Here is a 20,573-nt window from a genome sequence, read left to right on the forward strand (position 1 = left end):
TGAGCCGCATCGCAGTTTCGGCTGCGTTGCGGCAGGTTATTTTTTGTCAGATCAAATTATTGCACTTTCCGGGTTGTGTTTATTTCGCCGTCGGGTTGACCTAACCGCGGAGATTACTCAACAAGGAAGCTATCATGACCCCGCTACGCAATATCTGCCCATCCCTGCTGCTGTTCAGCCTGCTGTTTTCCACCGCCGCTGGTGCAGAAGCGGTTCCTCACTATTTAACTGCCTCAGAAGCGCCGGATAGCCTGGCTATACTGCCGCCGCCGCCCGACTTTAACAGCGTTGATTTCCTGCGGGATAAGGCGATGTACGATTGGGGCGTTGCGCAGCGCAGAACCGCGCGTGGCAAACTTGCCTGGCAGGATGCGAATGTTAAAGCGGAAAATATTCCGCTGCTATTTGCCGATGCGTTTGACTATCCGCTGAGTAAAGAACAGGCGCCTGAAATTTACCGCCTGATGATTACCATGAAAGAAGATGCGGGAACCTGGGCTACCGCCAGCGCGAAAAAACATTAGCAACGCATACGACCGTTCTCTTTTTACGGCGTGCCGACCTGTCGCCAGGAGGATGAGCAAACGCTGGCGGGCGAAGGCTCTTATCCTTCCGGCCATACCACTATTGGTTGGGCGTTAGCACTGGTGCTGGCGGAGATCAATCCGGCACGTCAGCAGGAAATCATGCGACGCGGACTGGAGATTGGCGAAAGTCGGGTAATTTGCGGCTATCACTGGCAAAGCGATATTGATGCCGCACGTATTATGGCAGCGGCCGTGGTGGCCAGGCTGCACAGCAACGCGCAGTTCAGTCAGCAGATGATTAAAGCCAAAGAGGAGTTCAAACGGCTGGCGGCTGGCGGAGCGCAATAGCGCCCCGCCGGATAGTATTAGCTGTAAAGTACCGTAATCGACGCGCTGGCGAGGCGGTGGAAATGGACGTTAAAGCCCACCATCGCGCCGCTGGCGTTTTCATCGACCTCGATTTTTTCCACGTCCAGCGCGTGAACGGTAAAAATATAGCGATGGCTTTCGCCCTGCGGTGGTGCCGCGCCGCCGTAGCCCGCCTTACCAAAATCGGTACGCGTCTGAATCGCCTCTTCAGGCAGCGCCGTCTGGCCCGATCCCGCGCCCTGCGGCAGCACGGTCACCTCAGCGGGGATATTCGCCACCACCCAATGCCACCAGCCAGAACCGGTCGGCGCATCGGGATCGTAACAGGTCACTACAAAGCTTTTGGTGCCATCCGGCACCTCATCCCAGGCGAGATGCGGTGAAATATTATCGCCCTGGTAGCCCATGCCGTTAAATACATGGCGCTCCGGCATCTTCTCTCCGTCGTTGAAATTATGGCTGTAAATCCTCATCGCACCTCCGTTTGTTATCGATGCAAAAATTTTAAAAGTTCTTCTGCGGTTGCGGCCGATGAGGCAGGATTCTGTCCGGTAATCAAATGACCATCGGTGATTGCCCACACGCCCCAGTCCTCCGTGCGCTCAAACAGGCCGCCCTGATTTTTCAGCTCATCTTCCACCAGAAAAGGAACAATATGGGTCAGCCCAACCGCCTGTTCTTCGCTGTTGGTAAAGCCGGTAACGCGTTTACCGGCCACCAGCGGCGTACCGTCCGGCTTTTTCGCATGGCGCAGCACGCCAGGCGCATGGCACACCGCCGCCACTGGCTTGCCGTTGGCAAACAGGTTTTCGATCAGCGCAATACTGTGTTTGTCCTCGGCCAGATCCCAGAGCGGACCGTGGCCGCCGGGATAAAATACCGCGTCGAACTTGCTGCCATCAATAGTTTCAAGACGTTGCGTATTCGCCAGCGCCTGCTGCGCGGCAATATCCTGACGAAAGCGTTCAGTATCATGGGTCTGCGCATCGGGCGCATCGCTTTTTGGATCGAGCGGTGGCTGGCCACCCTGCGGGGAAGCCAATACCACGCTGATGCCGGCATCTTTAAAGATGTAATAAGGCGCGGCGAACTCTTCCAGCCAGAAGCCGGTTTTTTTGCCGGTGTCGCCCAGCTGGTTGTGCGAGGTTAACACCATCAAAATTTTCATGACTGCTCTCCCGGTTGATCGTCTGCCACCCGAATAACCAGCTTGCCGAAGTTTTTCCCTTCCAGCATGCCGATAAAGGCTTCCGGCGCCTGCTCCAGCCCGTCGACGATATGTTCACGCAATACCAGACGATCTTCCGCGATCCACTGGCTCATCTGACGGAAAAATTCGTCAAAGCGATCGCCATAATCCTGAGTGATAATAAAACCCTGCACGCGCAGGCGTTTACGCAGAATCGCGCCCTGGAACAGCGGCAGGTGGTCTTCACCTTGCGGCAGGTTGGTGCTGTTATAGTCGGCGATCAGACCGCACAGCGGAATGCGTCCTTTGGTGTTCATCAGCGGCAGTACGGCGTTAAACACTTTGCCGCCGACATTTTCAAAATAGACATCAATGCCGTCCGGGCAGTGCTGTTTCAGCTGCTCAGCAAGATCGTCGCGGCGGTGATCGACGCAGTGGTCAAAGCCCAGCGTCTCTTGCGCATAGCGGCATTTCTCTTCGCCACCGGCAATGCCGACCACACGGCAGCCTTTCAGCTTCGCGATTTGTCCCACTACCGAGCCCACTGCGCCGGTGGCGGCAGCCACCACCACGGTTTCGCCCGGCTGCGGATTACCAATATCCAGCAGTCCCATATAGGCGGTAAAACCGGTCATTCCCAGCAGGCTGAGCGCCCAGGAAGGATGCTCCAGCACCGGGCCCTGTAACTTAAACAGGTCGCTGCCATCCGACAGTGCATAATCCTGCCAGCCGCTCTGGCTCACTACCCAGTCGCCCGCAGCGTAATCGGGATGACGCGACGTTTCGACAATCGCCACCGTACCGCCGCCCAACACTTCATTGACGGCAAAAGGCGGCACGTAAGAAGGCGCATCGCTCATGCGACCGCGCATATAAGGGTCGAGTGAGAGATAAACCGTCCGCAGCAGAACCTGGCCTTCATCAGGCGTGGGAACCGGCTGCGTGTCGAGGCGGAAGTTATCGGCGGTCGGCGCGCCGTGCGGACGTGAGGTCAGGATAACCTGACGGTTGCTCTCTTTTTGCTGTGACATCATTTACTCCTGTGCAAATGGGGATGCTAAAAGCGTAGTGCATCACGCCGCCCCACGCTTTGCGTCAGCCCGCATCAGGCGTCTGAAAAGAGCGCTGGCCGATCGAGCGCGGCGTGAATGGCCTGTGTCAGCTGTTCCAGCTGCGCGGGCGTCATCACATAAGGCGGCATCACATAAATCAGCTTGCCGAAAGGGCGGATCCAGACGCCGCGTTCGACAAAGAAGCGCTGGATGGCGGCCAGATTGACCGGATGACGGCTTTCAATCACGCCGATCGCGCCCAACACGCGCGCGTCGGCGACCTGTGGATGCGCGGCCAGCGGCAGCAGCGTCGCACGCAGCTGCTGCTCGATATTCGCCACCTGCGTTTGCCAGCCGCCTTCCTGCAGCAGCGCGAGGCTGGCGTCGGCCACGGCACAGGCCAGCGGATTGCCCATAAAGGTTGGCCCGTGCATAAAGCAGCCCGCCGCACCGTTGCTGATGGTGTTGGCAACCTCGCGGGTGGTCAGGGTGGCGGAAAGCGTCATGGTGCCGCCGGTCAGCGCTTTCCCTACGCAGAGAATATCGGGCGCGATACCGGCATGTTCGCAGGCAAACAGCTTACCGGTGCGGCCAAAGCCGGTAGCGATTTCATCGGCAATCAACAGTATCTGATGGCGATCGCACAGGGCGCGTACCGCTTGCAGATAGCGTGGATGATAAAAGCGCATGCCGCCTGCGCCCTGCACGATCGGCTCCAGGATCACGGCGGCGATGCTGTCGGCATGGTCGTCGATCTGTTGGGCAAAGTCGGCAATATCCTGCTCATCCCAGGCATCGTCAAAACGGCACTGCGGCGCGGGCGCGAACAGGTGCGTTGGCAGATAGCCCTGCCACAGGCTGTGCATCGAATTCTCCGGGTCGCATACCGACATGGCGGAAAAAGTATCGCCATGATAGCCGCGCCGCAGCGTTAAAAAGCGCTGCCGTTTCTCGCCGCGCGCCTGCCAGTATTGCAGCGCCATTTTCATTGCGACTTCAACGGCTACCGAGCCGGAATCCGCCAGAAACACGCACTCCAGCGGCGCGGGCGTCATCGCCACCAGGCGGCGGCAGAGCGCCACGGCAGCAGGATGTGTAATGCCGCCAAACATCACGTGCGACATTTGCGCCATTTGCTGCTGCAGCGCCTGATTCAGGCGCGGATGGTTATAGCCATGAATCGCCGCCCACCAGGAGGACATGCCGTCCACCAGCTGGCGGCCATCGGCCAGTTCTAAATAAACGCCTTGCGCGCCGACCACCGGATAGCAGGGCAACGGTTCGCTCATGGAGGTATAAGGGTGCCAAATATGGTCGCGGTCAAAGGCGAGATCGTCAGATGTCATGATCACTTGTAAACCAAAATAAAAAGATTTAGTTTACAAGTCTACATCAGGTAGCACCATAAAAACGACAATTTCTGGAGTAAGCAATGGCAATGCGCTGGACGCTGGCAGAGGCTCAGGCCCTGTTTAATAAACCTTTTCTTGAGCTGATGTTTGAAGCGCAACAGGTTCACCGGCAGCACTTCGACCCACGACAGGTGCAGGTGAGTACGCTGCTGTCGATCAAAACCGGCGCCTGCCCGGAAGACTGCAAATATTGCCCGCAAAGCGCCCGTTATAAAACCGGACTGGAAGCGGAGCGTTTGATGGAAGTGGAGGAGGTGCTGGCCTCGGCGCGCAAGGCGAAGGCAGCGGGCTCCTCGCGTTTCTGCATGGGCGCGGCGTGGAAAAACCCCAACGATCGCGATATGCCGTACCTCGAAAAAATGGTGCAGGGCGTGAAGGCGATGGGCATGGAAACCTGCATGACGCTCGGCACGCTGAACGATGAGCAGGCGCAGCGTCTCGGCGCGGCCGGGCTCGATTTCTACAACCACAACCTCGATACCTCGCCGGAATTTTACGGCAATATTATTACCACCCGTACCTATCAGGAGCGGCTGGATACGCTGGAAAAAGTGCGCGAGGCGGGCATTAAAGTCTGCTCCGGCGGCATTGTCGGCCTTGGCGAAGAGGTCAAAGATCGCGCCGCGCTGCTGGTGCAGCTGGCGAACCTGCCGACGCCGCCGGAAAGCGTGCCGATCAATATGCTGGTGAAGGTGAAAGGCACGCCGCTGGCGGATAACGAGGATGTCGATCCCTTTGATTTTATCCGCACCATCGCCGTGGCGCGCATTATGATGCCAACCTCGCACGTACGTCTCTCCGCCGGACGCGAGCAGATGAACGAGCAGACCCAGGCGATGTGCTTTATGGCGGGTGCCAACTCTATTTTCTACGGTTGCAAGCTGCTGACCACGCCGAACCCGGAAGAGGATAAAGATCTGCTGTTGTTCCGCAAGCTGGGCCTCAACCCTGAACATACCCATACCCGCGCGGGCGATAACGAACAGCAGCAGGCGCTGGCGCAGCAGCTGATCGAGGCCGATACCACGCAGTTTTACAACGCGGCGCTGTAATGAGCTGGCAACATCGCATTGCTGCGGCGCTGGACGAACGGCAGCGGCAGCAGCGCTTACGCCAGCGCAGCCTGCTGGCACAGAGCCGTGCCGGCTGGCTGCTGCATAACGGCAAACGCTACCGCAATTTCGCCAGCAATGATTACCTTGGTTTGAGCGACGATGCGCGCATTATCGCGGCCTGGCAGCAGGGCGCGGCGCGCTACGGCGTCGGCGCGGGCGCATCAGGCCATGTTACCGGCTATGCGTTGCCGCACGCTGAACTGGAGGCGGAACTGGCTGACTGGCTCGGCTATCCATGCGCGCTGCTGTTCAATTCCGGTTACGCCGCCAACCAGGCAGTGATTGGTGCGTTGGCGATGCGCGACGATCGCATTCTGGCAGATAAGTTGTCGCACGCTTCGCTGCTGGAGGCCGCCAGCCTGAGCCCGGCGACGCTGCGCCGTTTTGCCCATAACCAACCGGCCAGCCTGCAACGCCTGTTAAGCGCGCCGCAGGCAGGCGAAACCCTGGTGGTAACCGAGGGCGTATTCAGTATGGATGGCGACAGCGCGCCGCTGGCCGCACTGCATCAACTGACGCAGCAGGCGAGCGGCTGGCTGCTGGTGGACGATGCGCACGGCATCGGCGTGCAGGGCGAGCAGGGACGCGGCAGCTGCTGGCAGCAGGGCATCAGGCCGGAGCTGCTGGTGGTCACCTTTGGCAAAGCCTTTGGCGTGAGCGGCGCGGCGCTGCTGTGCGATCGCGCGACCGCAGATTATCTGCTGCAGTTTGCCCGCCATCTGATCTACAGCACGGCGATGCCGCCTGCGCAGGCAGAAGCGCTGCGGGCGGCGCTGCAGGCGGTACAGCAAGGCGACGAACAGCGCCAGCGGCTGGCGGAGAATATCGCCCGTTTTCGCGCGGGCGCCGATCGGCTCGCGCTGACGCTATTGCCATCTTCTACCGCGATTCAGCCGCTGCTGGTGGGCGAAGAGGCGCAGGCGCTGCGGCTTTCTGAACGGCTGCGTCAGCGCGGCTGCTGGGTGACGGCGATCCGGCCGCCTACCGTACCGCCCGGCACGGCTCGCCTGCGTATTACGCTGACCGCCAGCCATACGGCGGAAGACATCGATCGGCTTCTGGAGGCGCTGGATGACACACAAAATCAATAAACAGGCGGTGGCGCAGGCGTTTGGTCGCGCGGCAGACGGTTACGATCGCTTTGCCAACTTCCAGCGTGACAGCGGCGAGCGGCTGATGGCGCTGCTGCCGCCAGCGGCGGCAGGGCGTGTACTGGACGCGGGCTGCGGTACCGGCTGGTTCAGTCGGCGCTGGCGCGCGCAGGGACATCAGGTGATTGCGCTTGATCTCTCGCCGGGCATGCTGGCGCAGGCGCGACGAGACGCCAGCGCCCATCACTATCTGCTGGGCGATATTGAGGCGCTGCCGCTGCAAAGCCACAGCGTCGATCTGAGCTGGAGCAATCTGGCGCTGCAGTGGTGTGACGACCTGGCGCAGGGGCTGCGTGAACTTTGCCGCGTGACGCGCCCCGGCGGACAGGTGCTGTTCTCCACGCTGGCGGAAGCCTCGCTGCAGGAGGTGCGTAGCGCCTGGCAGGCGGTGGATGATTATCAGCACGTAAACCGTTTTCTTTCCGAGTCGGCTATCCGGCAGGCTGGCGCGGGTATGGCGCTGCGGCTGCATTGTGAAACGGTAGTACAGCATTTTCCCGATGTGCTGAGCGCGCTGCATTCATTAAAGGGGATCGGCGCCACCCATATTCATCAGGGACGCGCCAGCGGGCTGCTGACGCGTCAGCGCCTGCATCAGCTGGCCCAGCACTGGCCGCAGGATGAGCAGGGCTATCTGTTATCTTATCAACTGATTACCGGAGTGATTGATTGTGAGTAATTGCTGGTTCCTGACCGGAACCGATACCGAAGTCGGCAAAACCGTGGCCAGTAGCGCGCTGCTGCAGGCGGCTAATCGCGCAGGTTTTGCCACCGCCGGCTATAAGCCGGTGGCCTCAGGCAGCGAGATGACGGCAGAAGGCATCCGCAACGGCGATGCGCTGGCGCTGCAGCGCAACAGTAGCCTGCCGCTCAGCTATCAAGAGATCAATCCGTTGGTGTTTATCGAACCCACCTCGCCGCATATTGTCAGTGCCGATACCGGGCAGCCCATTGAATTCGCGACGCTCTCTGCTGGCTTGCATAACCTGCGTGAAAAAGCGGAGTGGGTGCTGGTGGAAGGCGCTGGCGGCTGGTATACGCCGCTTTCCGAGCGTCAGACTTATGCCGACTGGGTGAAACAGGAGCAGCTGCCGGTGATTCTGGTGGTGGGCGTTAAGCTCGGTTGCATCAATCATGCGCTGCTGACCGCCGAGGCGATTTTAAATGCGGGACTGCCGCTGGCGGGCTGGATCGCGAACGATGTCGAGCCGCCGGGCCGTCGGCATCAGGAATATCTCGCCACGCTGCAACAGCGCCTGCCGGCACCGATGCTGGGCGAAATTCCCTGGCTGGAAAATATCGATGAGGCGCGGCTCGGCGACTATTTGCGCCTGCCGACGCCAGCAGCCTGAGAAGGCTAACCCCAAAGCAATATCGGTAAGCTGCAACCTCAGCTTACCGCCAGCCATTTATCGACCACGCTTTCATTCAGATCCGCAACGTGGCCCTGCGCCACGTTGCGTCCCCGGTGCAGCAATAAAAAGTAGTCGGCGACGCGACGAATAACCGAAATACGCTGCTCCAGCAGCAGGATTGTCAGGCCGAACTCATGATTCAGTCGATGCAGCAAATTGCCCATCTCCTCTTCCAGCCACGGCGACATGCCTTCGGTCGGCTCATCCAGAATCAGCAGTTTGGGCTGCAGGGTTAAGGCTCTCGCCAGCGCCAGGTGCTGCTGCTGCGCCAGTGGCAGATCGCCGCTGCGCTGATGGCGCAGCGGCCACAGCGCGGGAAAGAGATCGTAGACCAGCGACGGGATCGCACAGTGGCGATCCTGCTGCCCCGCCAGCAGAGCAATCTGCAGGTTTTCTTCCACGCTGAGCTGCGAAAAGATCTGGCGGCCCTGCGGCACATAGCCGATGCCGAGCCGCGCACGCGTCGTCGCCGGCTGCATCAGGAGATCCTGCGGGGCCGCTCCCGCCTGCTGCCACACCATGGTGCCGCTATTTACCGGCAGGTGGCCCATAATACAATTCACCAGCGTAGTTTTGCCCATGCCCGGCTGGGCGATAATGCCGGTGCAGGTTCCGGGCGGCAGATCGAGATCCACATCCCACAGGATATGATTTTTGCCGTAGAACTGATTAACCGAACGTAAACTCAGCATCTGCTACTCTCCTTCCGTACAGTTAAAATCATTCTGCCAGCCGGACTGCAAGCATGACCGGAAACAGAAATCGGCGAAGTCATCGCACCTTTCCTCTTTGCGTCGCGTGGTTGCCACGACGCCAGGTCCATTTTTACTTGCAATCCTCAGGCCAACAGCAGCCCACCGCCGAAAAAGCAGGCCCTAATCCTGGTTGGTTTGCAGGAAATGGTCAGAATTGCTTAATTATTTAATCCGGTAATAAACCGGATGCACTTTGACAGTGCCGCTTTCAGAACGCTTATGGTGCAAAGGATCCGTAATAAGGCAGGAAAGTTTATTAATAACCGTTAGACGTAATAGCCATGAAAAGCGTTATCGCGCCGGATAGCAGGCGTTAAAGAGAAAAATTTAGCCTTAGCTGAACACGAAAAAGGCGAAAAAAAAATATTTCATCTCTGTTACCGCGCTGAGGGGATTTTTACCCATCCCCGTTGTCGCGGGGCCTGTAAACAGTTATCCACTATTCCTGTGGATAACCATGTGCATTACCAAGTGAAAACAACCTGCAGACCAGAGCGGGCGCGGCTTTTTCCTGAACTGGCGCTAAACTGGGCTTTATTTATAAATTCTTTTATTTCAGCAAGTTAATTAAAATCAAGCCTGTGGCTTTCCATGCTTTTTTCCGCTGCGGGTTTTGCGCTGCGCCTATTGACAAATGTTAAATGCCAGGCGCGCTTGGGGATAACCTTGCATGCCTTAATATTATCCCCATGTAATGATAAGCCTTAGAATTGTCGCTTTGCCTTTTTCAGCGCAATCGGGCAAAATAACTGATTATTTATCCAGTGCTGCGCGCTGGAAAAATCATCGAAGCGGAGTAAAATTACCCTCCTGTCCGTGCAATTCTTCAGCAGAGATCATGCCTAATGAGTAAAGCCTTTAAACTTAACTCCGCCTTTCAACCTTCCGGCGATCAGCCAGAGGCGATACGTCGTCTGAAAGAGGGGCTTGAGGACGGTCTGGCGCACCAAACGCTGCTGGGGGTGACCGGCTCCGGGAAAACCTTCACCGTAGCCAACGTGATTGCCGATCTTAACCGGCCGACCATGGTGCTGGCGCCCAACAAAACGCTGGCGGCGCAGCTGTATGGCGAGATGAAAGAGTTTTTCCCCGATAACGCCGTGGAATATTTCGTCTCTTACTACGACTATTATCAGCCGGAAGCCTATGTTCCCAGCTCCGATACCTTTATTGAGAAAGATGCCTCGGTAAACGAACATATCGAGCAGATGCGTCTTTCCGCTACCAAAGCGCTGCTGGAACGCCGCGATGTGATCGTGGTGGCCTCGGTTTCGGCGATTTATGGTCTGGGCGATCCCGATCTCTATCTGAAAATGATGCTGCATCTGTCACGCGGCATGATTATCGATCAGCGCAGCATTTTGCGCCGCCTGGCGGAGCTGCAGTACAGCCGTAACGATCAGGCGTTTCAGCGCGGCACCTTCCGCGTACGCGGCGAAGTGATCGATATCTTCCCGGCGGAATCTGACGACCTGGCGCTGCGCGTCGAGCTGTTCGATGAGGAAGTTGAGCGATTGTCGCTGTTCGATCCGCTGACCGGCCAGATCGATTCGATAGTGGCGCGCTTTACTATCTATCCGAAAACGCACTACGTCACGCCGCGCGAACGTATTTTACAGGCGATGGAAGAGATTAAAGTTGAGCTGGCCGATCGCCGTAAGACCCTGCTTGCCAACAATAAGCTGCTGGAAGAGCAGCGCCTGACGCAGCGCACCCAGTTCGATCTGGAGATGATGAATGAGCTGGGCTACTGCTCCGGCATCGAAAACTATTCGCGCTATCTCTCCGGGCGCGGGCCGGGCGAGCCGCCACCGACGCTGTTTGACTATCTGCCGGCGGATGGCCTGTTGGTGGTGGATGAGTCGCACGTCACCATTCCGCAGATCGGCGGCATGTATCGCGGCGACCGCGCGCGTAAAGAGACGCTGGTGGAATATGGTTTCCGTCTGCCGTCGGCGCTGGATAACCGTCCGATGAAGTTCGAGGAGTTTGAGGCGCTGGCGCCGCAGACCATTTATGTCTCCGCTACGCCGGGCAACTATGAGCTGGAAAAATCGGGTGGCGAAGTGATCGATCAGGTGGTGCGACCAACCGGACTGCTCGATCCGATTATCGAAGTGCGTCCGGTGGCGACGCAGGTGGACGATCTGCTGTCGGAGATCCGCAAGCGCGTGGAGATCAACGAGCGCGTGCTGGTAACCACCCTGACCAAGCGCATGGCGGAAGATTTGACCGAGTATCTGGAAGAGCATGGCGAGAAGGTGCGCTATCTGCACTCCGACATTGATACCGTTGAGCGCATGGAGATTATTCGCGATCTGCGCCTCGGCAAATTCGACGTGCTGGTCGGCATCAACCTGCTGCGGGAAGGGCTGGATATGCCGGAAGTTTCGCTGGTGGCGATTCTGGATGCCGATAAAGAGGGCTTCCTGCGCTCCGAGCGTTCGCTGATCCAGACCATTGGTCGCGCGGCGCGTAACGTGAACGGCAAGGCGATTCTGTACGGCGACAAAATTACGCCGTCGATGGCCAGAGCGATTAGCGAAACCGAGCGTCGTCGCGAAAAACAGATGGAATACAATACCGAACATGGCATTGTGCCGCAGGGCCTGAACAAGAAGATCACCGATATTCTTGAGCTGGGCAAAAGCGTGACGAAAGGGAAAACGCGCGGTAAAACCACCAGCCGTAGCGCCGCCGAGGCTGAGGCAGATTATATGGCGCTGACGCCGCAGGCTTTGCAGAAGAAGATCCATCAGCTGGAGAGCCAGATGCAACAGCATGCGCAGAATCTGGAGTTCGAAGAGGCCGCCAGCGTGCGCGACCAGCTGCATCAGCTGCGCGAACTTTTTATCGCTGCTTCTTAAGCGCACGTAGCAAAGCCGCTGCCTGAAAAGGTGGCGGCTTTTCTTTTTGCATGGATAAGGTACGGTCTGGCGGGATATAACTTTTTATCTTTGCCGGGGAGCGAGCGGCGGTTTAGCCAAGACCCTGAATCGCCTGTTCCAGCGCCAGGCGTAGCAGCTGGCGATCATGACGATAGGGAATGTCCGCCGCTTCCAGCGGCTGCTGCACAATCAGACGATCCTGCACGCCCTGAATATCCACATGCGGGCCGACAACCACCGCATCAATTACTTTCTTGCCGATATACCTTTCCATGATCGCCAGCTTATCTTCCAGCCGGAGGCTGGCGGCGGCCGGGCTGAGTTCGCGGCCTAAATTGCCAATATAAATCAGCGGCGCGGGTGTGCGGCGCAGCGCCTGCGTCATCTCATCCATCAGCAACACCGGCATCAGGCTGGTAAAAAAGCTGCCTGGCCCAATCAAAATCAGATCCGCTTCGGCAATCGCTTCAATCGCTTCGCGCGTGGGCGCCACGTTTGGATGCAGCATCAGATCCTGCGGCGGCTTCACCAGCGTATCAATCTCCGTTTCGCCGTAAATCATATGGCCTTCGCTGTCGGTGGCGACCAGATCAACCGGCTGCTCCGACATCGGGATCAGAAACGCGTCAACCTTCAGCATATTGCGGATCAGGTTGATCGCTTCCAGCGGGCGCACGCTCAGATGATCCAGCGCCTTCAGCATCAGGTTGCCGAGGTTGTGCCCGGCCAGTTCGCCGTTACCGGCAAAACGGTATTCAAACATCGCGGAGGCCACGCCCGGCTCGGTAATCAGCTGGTTCAGGCAGTTACGCATATCCCCCCAGGCAATGCCGCCTTCCGATCGTCGGATCCGGCCCGTAGAGCCGCCGTTATCGGTGGTAGTGACAATGCCGGTCAGACGTGAACCCAGAGAGGCGAGGGCAGACATCACGCGCCCCAGGCCATGGCCGCCGCCGAGAGCCACCACCCGATCCAGATCCGCAAGGGTACGATTACGCATAATTCTCCTGACAAAAAGTGACGGTAACCTCAACCGTCGGCAGGCGACAGGATAATGGTTTATCACGCGCTTGAATACTCTCGCTCCCGCGCTGCGTCGCCCGTTATTCTGCAAATAAAACGCATTGTTGACTTATAGCAATCATCGTTCGCGCCTCGCCTGCAGGTTTTAAAAAGCAATATCAGAGAAAATGAAGCGATCGTGCAGGAAAAAGCGTTGAACTATCGATATATATTCATTTATATAGCGAAATTGAACGTGGCATGCCCCGACAAATAGCGCTACTATTTGCGCATTCCTGTTTAACAGGCAAAACCACACTCAAGCCTTTGCGCCTACGTCAGCAGATACGGGGCACTGGCCGCAGCCGCGAGCTGCCAGGGTGCAGAAAGAAATGACTGCATCTCCCATTTTGGAAAGGTGTTCTGGTGACCCAATTTACTGATTCCTATGCACGCAAGTTCTATTACTTGCGTTTGTCGATCACAGACGTGTGCAATTTTCGTTGCACCTACTGTTTCCCGATGGCTATAAGCCGCAGGGCGCGACCAACAAAAGTTTCCTCTCGCTTGATGAGATCCGTCGCGTTACGCGCGCCTTTGCCGATGCCGGTACGGAAAAAGTCCGGCTGACTGGCGGCGAGCCCAGCCTGCGCCGCGACTTTGTCGATATTATCGCCGCCGTACGCGAGAACCCTGGCATTCGCCAGCTGGCGGTTACCACCAACGGTTACCGCATGGAACGCGATGTCGCGCGCTGGCGCGCCGCCGGTCTCACTTCCATTAACGTCAGCGTCGACAGCCTTGACGCCCGTCAATTTCACGCCATCACCGGCCAGGATAAATTTCACCAGGTGATGCGCGGCATCGATGCCGCCTTTGACGCGGGCTTCAGCAAGGTCAAAGTCAACAGCGTGCTGATGCGCGATGTAAACCATCATAGTCTGCAAACCTTCCTTGACTGGATCCGCGATCGACCGATTCAACTGCGCTTTATCGAGCTGATGGAGACCGGCGAGGGCAGCGACCTGTTCCGTCGCCATCATATTTCCGGCGAAGTGATCCGCGATCAGCTGATTCAGCAGGGCTGGCAGCGCCAGATACGTGCGCGCAGCGACGGCCCGGCACAGGTGTTCTGGCACCCTGACTATCAGGGCGAAATCGGGCTGATCATGCCGTACGAGAAGGATTTTTGTGCCAGCTGCAACCGTCTGCGCGTGTCGGCCATCGGCAACCTGCATCTTTGCCTGTTTGGCGACGGCGGTGTGCCGCTGCGCGATCTGCTGGCCTCCGATGCGCAGCAGCCGGAGCTGCAGGCGCGCATTGCCGCCAGCCTGGGCCACAAAAAGCAGACGCACTTCCTGCATCAGGGCAACACAGGCATCACGCAAAATCTCTCATTTATTGGCGGCTAACCTTGGAGGAAAGCATGGGCAAAGCCACGATGGAATTTCAGGCGTTACAGATCGCGGTATTAACCGTTTCCGATCGGCGTGACGCATCCGATGACACCTCAGGCGACTATTTACGCGAGGCGGCGACCGAAGCGGGCCACCAGGTTCTCGATCATGCGATTGTCGCCGATAACCTGCATCGCATTCGCGCCGTGGTCTCCAGCTGGATCGCCAGCGACGATATCCAGGTGATTTTAATTAACGGCGGCACCGGCTTTAACAGCAAAAACTGCGCGCCGGAAGCGCTGCTGCCCCTGTTCGACCGCGAAATCGAAGGTTTCGGCGAAGTGTTCCGCATGTTGTCCTGGGAAGAGATCGGTACCTCAACCCTGCAATCGCGTGCGGTGGCGGGCATGGCCAATCAGACGCTGATTTTCGCCATGCCGGGATCGACCTCCGCCTGCCGTACCGCCTGGGAACGTATCATCTGCGAGCAGCTGGACGCGCGAACCCGTCCCTGCCAGTTTGTTTCACATCTGAAAAAATCCTGATTATGTCGCAACTAACCCATATTAATGCCGCTGGCGAAGCGCATATGGTTGATGTCTCAGCCAAGGCGGAAACGCTGCGCGAAGCGCGGGCGGAAGCCTGCGTGGTAATGTCGCCCGCAACGCTGCAAATGATTATCGAAGGCCGCCATCATAAAGGCGATGTGTTCGCCACCGCGCGCATCGCCGGGATTCAGGCAGCAAAACGTACCTGGGAGCTGATTCCGCTCTGTCATCCGCTAATGCTGAGTAAGGTTGAGGTCGAGCTGACTGCCGAGCCGGAAAAACAGCGGGTGCGTATTGAATCGGTGTGCCGCTTGACCGGCAAAACCGGCGTCGAGATGGAAGCGCTGACCGCCGCGTCCGTGGCTGCACTGACCATTTACGATATGTGTAAAGCGGTGCAGAAAGATATGGTGATTGAATCGGTGCGCCTGCTGCATAAAAGCGGCGGCAAATCGGGCGATTTTCAGGCGGTGGAACATGATTAAGGTGCTGTTTTTCGCGCAGGTACGCGAGCTGGTGGAGACTGCTGAGCTGTCGCTACCGGCAGATTACGCCACGGTGGACGAACTGCGCACGGCGCTGGCGGCGCGCGGCGATCGTTGGGATTTGGCGTTAAGCGCGGGCAAACTGCTGGCGTCGGTCAACCAAACGCTGGTTTCGTTACAACATCCTGTGCAGGACGGCGACGAAGTGGCCTTCTTTCCGCCGGTGACCGGAGGTTAAGATGGCTACCCGCATTCGCGTCGGCCAGGCGCCGTTTGCCATGGCTGAAGAGTATCAATGGCTTTCCGCCTGCAATGATGATGGCGCCGTGGTGACCTTTACCGGCAAAGTGCGCAATCACAACCTGGGCGATAACGTCTCCGCCCTGACGCTGGAGCATTATCCCGGCATGACGGAAAAGGCGCTGGCTGAGATTGTTGAAGAGGCGCGTCAGCGCTGGCCACTGCAGCGTATAAGCGTGATTCATCGCGTTGGCGAGCTTTTTCCCGGCGATGAGATCGTTTTTGTCGGCGTCAGCGCCGCCCATCGCGGTGCGGCGTTTGAATCTGCCGAGTTTATTATGGATTACCTGAAAACCCGCGCGCCGTTCTGGAAGCGGGAAGCGACGCCCGAAGGCGACCGCTGGGTTGAGGCGCGCGACAGCGACCAGCAGGCGGCCGGTCGCTGGGATTAATTGCCCGTTTTATGGCGCTTCGTCTGTTCTGAAGGGCCAAATTCCGTGCTGCCGTGGGCGTGTTCGCCGCCGCCCTCGACGCGCTGTAGCTGGATCGTCTCGCCATCCTGCCAGGCGTTCGCGCCTTTCACTACCGGATGCGCCACGATATCGGCGCGCTGCTGGCGCATTTTGCGCGTATCAATCCCCATGCGCTCATCGCGATCTTTCAGCAGCCGCTGATCGAGCTGACCATCGGCGGTAAAGCCCATCATCAGCGCCGGAATACCAAACGGCAGCGTTTTATCACGATCGGTATGCCAGGTGTGCCAGGTTTTACCGTAAGTGTTCACCAGTTTGGTCATCAGCGCTTTGTCTGCTGTATCTGGTAGTCCTGGCGCGACCAGCGTGCCCGATTTCACTTCGTAACTGTGGCTGTGCCACAGCTTTTTCTCTTCCGGCGGCAGCGTCTTATAGAGCCGCTCGCTGATAATGTATTCCACGCCCATCAGGCGCGCATCGCGCGTGTTGCCGTCATAAATCAGCGCCTGCATCACATCGTCGTTCAGAATGGTAACGTAGTGATGCGCTTCCATCTGGCCGTTTTTATCACCGTTGTAGAAGTGGAAACCGTCAAGATAGGCATTAATGGCGTCGATAGGCGGGCGCGACTGCATCGCGGCGGCGCCGGTATCCAGCAGCTTCATTTTTGTTGAGGTCGGTGCGCCCGGCGTCTGCACCTGCGTCGGCGTATTATTGCCGCCGCAGCCAGCCAGTATCATCGCCGCAGCCAGCGGCAGCCATGAGGTTTTCATCAGCAACTCCTGTCATAACAATTAACAAAACTTAACGTTAGTGCAAATTCCTGAAATAGAAAGGCACGGGCAGAAACTGTCGTGACATGGGATATTAAAAAAACTGCGCCAGATAAAAACATTGAAATAACCTGGCTAATGTCACTTCCGAGCATCATTGTATGAAGTCGCCTTAGTTAGTTCGGCCAGCACAGTGAATGAAGCGGAGCAGGGCTGGCATTTCGCAGCGGCAGTGGTTAAGGTGCGCTTAACGTCAACCCATAAGGACAGGTATGTCACCTCAGCTATTTCGACTTATTCCGCTCGTGGCGCTGCTGGCGCTGGCGGGCTGTACCAGCAAACCAAAGACGCTGCAGCAAACGCCGCAGCAGATGCAGGCGCGTATCTCAGCGCTGTTGCCGGGCGATGTACGGCAGAAATCGGACTGGGCGAGCGACATCGCGACCGCGTTCCGCACCCAGGAGATTGAAGCCAGCGACAGCAATATTTGCGCGACCATCGCCGTGGCCGATCAGGAAACCAACTTTAACGCCGATTCGCCGGTGCCGGGCCTGCCGAAAATCGCCTGGGGCGAGATCGATAAGCGTGCGGCGCGCCTGCATATTCCCGCTTTTCTGGTGCGCACCGCGCTGCTGATCAAATCGCCTGACGGGCGCAGCTACGCCGACCGTCTGGACAAGGTGCGCACGGAAAAAGAGCTGAGCGCCATCTTTGACGATTTTATTAATATGGTGCCGATGGGGCAGACGCTGTTTGGTAATCTTAATCCGATCCATACCGGCGGGCCGATGCAGGTCAGCATCGCTTTTGCCGAGGCGCATGAAGAGGGCTATCCGTGGCCGATTGAAACCTCGGTGCGTCAGGAGGTGTTTACGCGTCACGGCGGCATCTGGTTCGGCGTAAAACATCTGTTGGGCTATCCGGTCAGCTATAGCGAGCCGCTTTACCGTTTCGCCGACTTTAACGCCGGCTGGTACGCCAGCCGCAACGCCGCATTTCAGGCGGCGGTGGCGCGCGCTACCGGCATGAAGCTGGCACTGGACGGCGATTTGATCCTGTACGGCTCCGATAAGGCGGGTGCTACCGAGCTGGCGGTGCGTACGCTCTCCCGGCAGATTGATATGAGCGATCGCGCGATTCGCCGCGATCTGGAGAAGGGTGATAAGCTGGAGTTCGAGAAAAGCGAGCTGTGGCAGCAGGTGTTCGCACTGGCCGATAAGCAGGCGGGCCGCAAACTGCCGCGGGCGATACTGCCGGGTATCCGGTTGGAAAGCCCGAAAATCACCCGCAATCTGACTACCGCCTGGTTTGCCCAGCGCGTAAACAGTCGTTACCAGCAATGTATGGCGCGGGCTAAATAAAAAAGCCCCTGGCGTTAACGTCAGGGGCGGGCGACAACGCGATTTCAGGGCGGCGCGGCGAAGCTGGCAGTGTTGCACCGGTCGGGAAGGTGAGGCGGCATCTGGCTGGTTAACAACGTTAGCATCAGCCAGACCATTTTCAACTGGATGTGCCTTCCTGCCGGACAACAATCTCGGCAGCCATGCCGCTTCCTCTGGATGGTGAAACGGCATCCCGCCATTCAGCAATTTTCCGCAGCCATACCGTTTCCATTGAAAGAGGCGACGGCCTTCCGCCATTCGGCATCCTTAACCATGCTGCTCCAGCTGGAAAGTGGAAACGGTATCCGCCAGCTGGCGCGCCTGCTCTTCCAGCGAGGCGGCCGCAGCCGACATCTGTTGAACCAGCGCCGCGTTCTGCTGCGTAACGCCATCCATCTCATTGACCGCCACGCTGACCTGACTGATGCCCAGCGACTGCTCGTCCGAGGCGTTGACGATCTCACCGATAATCGTCTGCACCGCCGCCACCGATTCGGTCATGGTTTTCATGGTCTTACCGGTTTCGTTAACCAGCGCCACGCCGGCGCTGACGCGGGCAGCCGATTCCTCAATCAGCGCCGAGATCTCTTTCACCGCTCCGGCCGAGCGTTGCGCCAGATTGCGCACTTCGGAGGCTACCACCGCAAAGCCGCGTCCCTGTTCACCGGCGCGCGCCGCTTCAACGGCGGCATTCAGCGCCAGGATATTGGTCTGGAAGGCGATGCTGTTAATCAGGCTGGTAATATCACCAATCTTGCGCGAGCTTTCGTCAATCTGCGCCATAATCTCAACCACCTGCTGTACCAGCGCCTCGCCGCGTCCGGCGACGGCCGTCGCGTTGCCGGTCAGCTCGGTGGCCTGATGCGCGTTATCCGCATTGAGCTTCACGGTAGCGGTTAACTGCTCCATGCTGGCCGCTGTCTCCTGCAGGGCAGATGCCTGCTGCTCGGTACGCGAAGAGAGATCGAGGTTGCCGCTGGCGATTTCGCTGGCGCCGCTGCGCACCGAGGCGCTGGCGGTTATTATCTCTCCGACCATATTGCGTAGCTGCTGCTGCATGGTCTGCATGGCGTAGAAAATGCTTTGCTGGTCATGGGTCTGTACGGCGATGGATCGGCTTAAATCACCCTGCGCGACCGCCAGCGCCAGACTGGCTGCTTCTGCCGGTTCGCCGCCGATAGGACGCGCCACTTTGCGGCTGAAGATCAGTCCCAGCACGCCGCATACCACCACAATGCTGACCAGCATCAGAATCAGCGCATAGATCAGCTGACGGTTGGCTGCCGCCATCACTTCGCTTACCGGCGCCACAATCGCCAGCCGCCACGGCGTGCCGCTGTTGCCGATGGCAACCGGCTGCCAGCTGATAAAGGCCGCCTCTTTCAGAAACGCATCCTGATATTCATGTACCGCAACGCTGTTTTCCTGCTTGCCTTGCCAGGCTTTGCCCGCCTGCGCCGCATCCGGACCGGCGATGATTTTGCCCTCGTGCGAGAGCAGCAGCGCATAGCCTTTGCCCTGCCAGGGCTTAATGGCGCTAATGGTTTTTTGCAGCGTGGCGAGAGAGATGTCAGAGGTCACTGAGCCTTTAAACTGACCATCCACGATAATGGGTGAGGCGATAGAAGTCAGCATCACATCCACACCGTCATAGGGATAGAGGTAGGGCTCCAGAATAACCTCTTTCATGCGCTGACGCGGCAGCAGATAGTAGTTGCCGCTGCCGGGATGTTCGTAATCCAGCAGATTCTGCACGCTGACCTGCCCATCCTTATCGTGGGTGGAATAGCGAACATAGCGCCCGGCGGGATCCTGTCCGGGCTGACCGGTAAATTCAGCATCTTTGCCATCAAAGGCGTTGGGTTCAAAAGCAAGCGAGATCGAGAGATATTCCTGATGTGCCTGCAGTGTGTTCAGCAACAGTTGATCGAGCGCCCGTCGATCCGTTATGCCTGCCTCTTTTAAACTCCAGGCGTCGGTGCGCAACGCACGCGCCGTATGTAGCGCCTCGTCGAGCTTATTCTGTACCTGTTGCGCATTAGCTTTAGCGATCTGTTGCAGATAATCCTGCGCCAGCTGACGCTGTTGCTGACGCGACTGGCTGCTCAGCAGGCCGATGGTAAGGATAAACCCAAGGGAGATCGTCACGACGCCGGTCAGCAGCATCAGGGTTCGGGTGCGCATTTTGCGCCGGGCGGAAGAAATGGTAGACATGGCGTTCCCCGGAAAAGGTTAAAAGTAAAATAACCTCCTGTCAGCAACGCTCCTTCTGCAGCAATTATCGGCAGCTAACCGGGTAAACTTTAACCGTTATGCCGCCGCCTCTGCGCCGATGAAAAGCGAGAGAAATGGCATAATCCATTAGATCTATGCCACACTTGGTAAACTTATCCATCAACA

20 protein-coding genes, 1 pseudogene and 1 riboswitch are annotated in these 20,573 nt (G+C 58.1%); of the genes and pseudogenes, 13 read left to right on the forward strand and 8 right to left on the reverse strand.

Annotated features, from left to right (window positions below):
- Positions 1–134 precede the first annotated feature (134 nt).
- Both P3C52_RS04310 and P3C52_RS04315 read left to right on the forward strand, forming a co-directional pair.
- Positions 135–524, forward strand: coding sequence for a hypothetical protein (locus tag P3C52_RS04310; RefSeq protein WP_275553973.1), 390 nt, complete (start codon positions 135–137; stop codon positions 522–524).
- A gap of 6 nt (positions 525–530) precedes the next feature.
- Positions 531–875, forward strand: coding sequence for a phosphatase PAP2 family protein (locus tag P3C52_RS04315; protein WP_275554120.1), 345 nt, complete (start codon positions 531–533; stop codon positions 873–875).
- A 17-nt stretch (positions 876–892) separates the two neighbouring features.
- Here P3C52_RS04315 and P3C52_RS04320 read toward each other — a convergent pair whose 3' ends face one another.
- From P3C52_RS04320 to bioA, 4 genes are all read right to left on the reverse strand, one after another.
- A complete protein-coding gene (locus tag P3C52_RS04320; RefSeq protein WP_275553974.1) occupies positions 893–1,369 on the reverse strand; it encodes a kinase inhibitor in 477 nt (158 codons plus the stop codon).
- Positions 1,370–1,383: 14 nt separating this feature from the next.
- Positions 1,384–2,064 (reverse strand): type 1 glutamine amidotransferase domain-containing protein, encoded by a 681-nt coding sequence (locus P3C52_RS04325; RefSeq protein ID WP_275553975.1) that lies wholly within the window; start codon positions 2,062–2,064, stop codon positions 1,384–1,386.
- Entirely contained in the window at positions 2,061–3,116 is a 1,056-nt protein-coding gene (locus tag P3C52_RS04330) for an NADP-dependent oxidoreductase (RefSeq protein ID WP_275554121.1), read from the reverse strand. Before P3C52_RS04330 ends, P3C52_RS04325 begins: the two co-directional genes overlap by 4 nt.
- 74 nt (positions 3,117–3,190) lie before the next feature.
- Positions 3,191–4,483: an adenosylmethionine--8-amino-7-oxononanoate transaminase gene (gene bioA, locus P3C52_RS04335; protein WP_275554122.1), complete on the reverse strand. Its 1,293-nt coding sequence runs from the start codon at positions 4,481–4,483 to the stop codon at positions 3,191–3,193.
- 86 nt (positions 4,484–4,569) lie between these two features.
- Between bioA and bioB the strand changes: the two genes are divergently transcribed.
- Genes bioB through bioD form a run of 4 tightly spaced genes read left to right on the forward strand, consistent with a single transcriptional unit; the run spans position 4,570 to position 8,167 of the window.
- Positions 4,570–5,601, forward strand: a complete 1,032-nt coding sequence (bioB, locus tag P3C52_RS04340) for a biotin synthase BioB (RefSeq protein WP_275553976.1) — start codon at positions 4,570–4,572, stop codon at positions 5,599–5,601.
- Complete coding sequence (bioF, locus tag P3C52_RS04345; protein WP_275553977.1) at positions 5,601–6,755, forward strand: 8-amino-7-oxononanoate synthase; 1,155 nt, start codon at positions 5,601–5,603, stop codon at positions 6,753–6,755. The genes bioB and bioF overlap by 1 nt, the downstream gene beginning before the upstream one ends.
- The gene (gene bioC, locus P3C52_RS04350; protein WP_275553978.1) at positions 6,736–7,494 is read left to right on the forward strand and encodes a malonyl-ACP O-methyltransferase BioC; all 759 of its coding nucleotides are present in this window, start codon (positions 6,736–6,738) and stop codon (positions 7,492–7,494) included. Before bioF ends, bioC begins: the two co-directional genes overlap by 20 nt.
- Entirely contained in the window at positions 7,487–8,167 is a 681-nt protein-coding gene (gene bioD, locus P3C52_RS04355) for a dethiobiotin synthase (RefSeq protein ID WP_275553979.1), read from the forward strand. Before bioC ends, bioD begins: the two co-directional genes overlap by 8 nt.
- A 38-nt stretch (positions 8,168–8,205) precedes the next feature.
- Here the strand turns inward: bioD and P3C52_RS04360 are convergent, their stop codons facing one another.
- On the reverse strand, positions 8,206–8,922 hold the full coding sequence (locus tag P3C52_RS04360; RefSeq protein ID WP_275553980.1) for an ATP-binding cassette domain-containing protein: 717 nt from the start codon (positions 8,920–8,922) through the stop codon (positions 8,206–8,208).
- Positions 8,923–9,830: 908 nt separating this feature from the next.
- Between P3C52_RS04360 and uvrB the strand changes: the two genes are divergently transcribed.
- Entirely contained in the window at positions 9,831–11,852 is a 2,022-nt protein-coding gene (uvrB, locus tag P3C52_RS04365; protein WP_275553981.1) for an excinuclease ABC subunit UvrB, read from the forward strand.
- 112 nt (positions 11,853–11,964) lie between these two features.
- Here the strand turns inward: uvrB and yvcK are convergent, their stop codons facing one another.
- On the reverse strand, positions 11,965–12,873 hold the full coding sequence (gene yvcK / locus P3C52_RS04370; RefSeq protein WP_275553982.1) for a uridine diphosphate-N-acetylglucosamine-binding protein YvcK: 909 nt from the start codon (positions 12,871–12,873) through the stop codon (positions 11,965–11,967).
- 306 nt (positions 12,874–13,179) lie between these two features.
- A riboswitch (molybdenum cofactor riboswitch) is annotated at positions 13,180–13,312 on the forward strand.
- On the opposite strand from yvcK, the pseudogene moaA reads away from it, so the two are divergent.
- From moaA to moaE, 5 genes and pseudogenes are all read left to right on the forward strand, one after another.
- A pseudogene (moaA, locus tag P3C52_RS04375) lies at positions 13,299–14,287 on the forward strand (GTP 3',8-cyclase MoaA). It overlaps the preceding riboswitch by 14 nt.
- Before the next feature lie 14 nt (positions 14,288–14,301).
- Positions 14,302–14,817 carry a molybdenum cofactor biosynthesis protein B gene (gene moaB, locus P3C52_RS04380; RefSeq protein ID WP_275553983.1) on the forward strand — a complete coding sequence of 172 codons (516 nt, stop codon included), beginning with the start codon at positions 14,302–14,304 and terminating at the stop codon, positions 14,815–14,817.
- 2 nt (positions 14,818–14,819) lie between these two features.
- Entirely contained in the window at positions 14,820–15,305 is a 486-nt protein-coding gene (moaC, locus tag P3C52_RS04385) for a cyclic pyranopterin monophosphate synthase MoaC (protein WP_275553984.1), read from the forward strand.
- Positions 15,298–15,543, forward strand: a complete 246-nt coding sequence (gene moaD / locus P3C52_RS04390; protein ID WP_275553985.1) for a molybdopterin synthase sulfur carrier subunit — start codon at positions 15,298–15,300, stop codon at positions 15,541–15,543. Before moaC ends, moaD begins: the two co-directional genes overlap by 8 nt.
- A gap of 1 nt (position 15,544) precedes the next feature.
- Positions 15,545–15,997: a molybdopterin synthase catalytic subunit MoaE gene (gene moaE, locus P3C52_RS04395; RefSeq protein ID WP_275553986.1), complete on the forward strand. Its 453-nt coding sequence runs from the start codon at positions 15,545–15,547 to the stop codon at positions 15,995–15,997.
- Here moaE and P3C52_RS04400 read toward each other — a convergent pair.
- The gene (locus P3C52_RS04400) at positions 15,994–16,791 is read right to left on the reverse strand and encodes an OBAP family protein (protein ID WP_275553987.1); all 798 of its coding nucleotides are present in this window, start codon (positions 16,789–16,791) and stop codon (positions 15,994–15,996) included. The two genes, moaE and P3C52_RS04400, sit on opposite strands and share 4 nt — an antisense overlap.
- Positions 16,792–17,063: 272 nt before the next feature.
- On the opposite strand from P3C52_RS04400, the gene P3C52_RS04405 reads away from it, so the two are divergent.
- A complete protein-coding gene (locus P3C52_RS04405) occupies positions 17,064–18,152 on the forward strand; it encodes a DUF1615 domain-containing protein (protein WP_275553988.1) in 1,089 nt (362 codons plus the stop codon).
- A gap of 288 nt (positions 18,153–18,440) precedes the next feature.
- Here P3C52_RS04405 and P3C52_RS04410 read toward each other — a convergent pair whose 3' ends face one another.
- Complete coding sequence (locus tag P3C52_RS04410) at positions 18,441–20,387, reverse strand: methyl-accepting chemotaxis protein (protein ID WP_275553989.1); 1,947 nt, start codon at positions 20,385–20,387, stop codon at positions 18,441–18,443.
- Positions 20,388–20,573 lie beyond the last annotated feature (186 nt).

Origin of the sequence: Mixta sp. Marseille-Q2659, assembly GCF_940807255.1 — a bacterium.
Lineage (GTDB): Bacteria > Pseudomonadota > Gammaproteobacteria > Enterobacterales > Enterobacteriaceae > Mixta.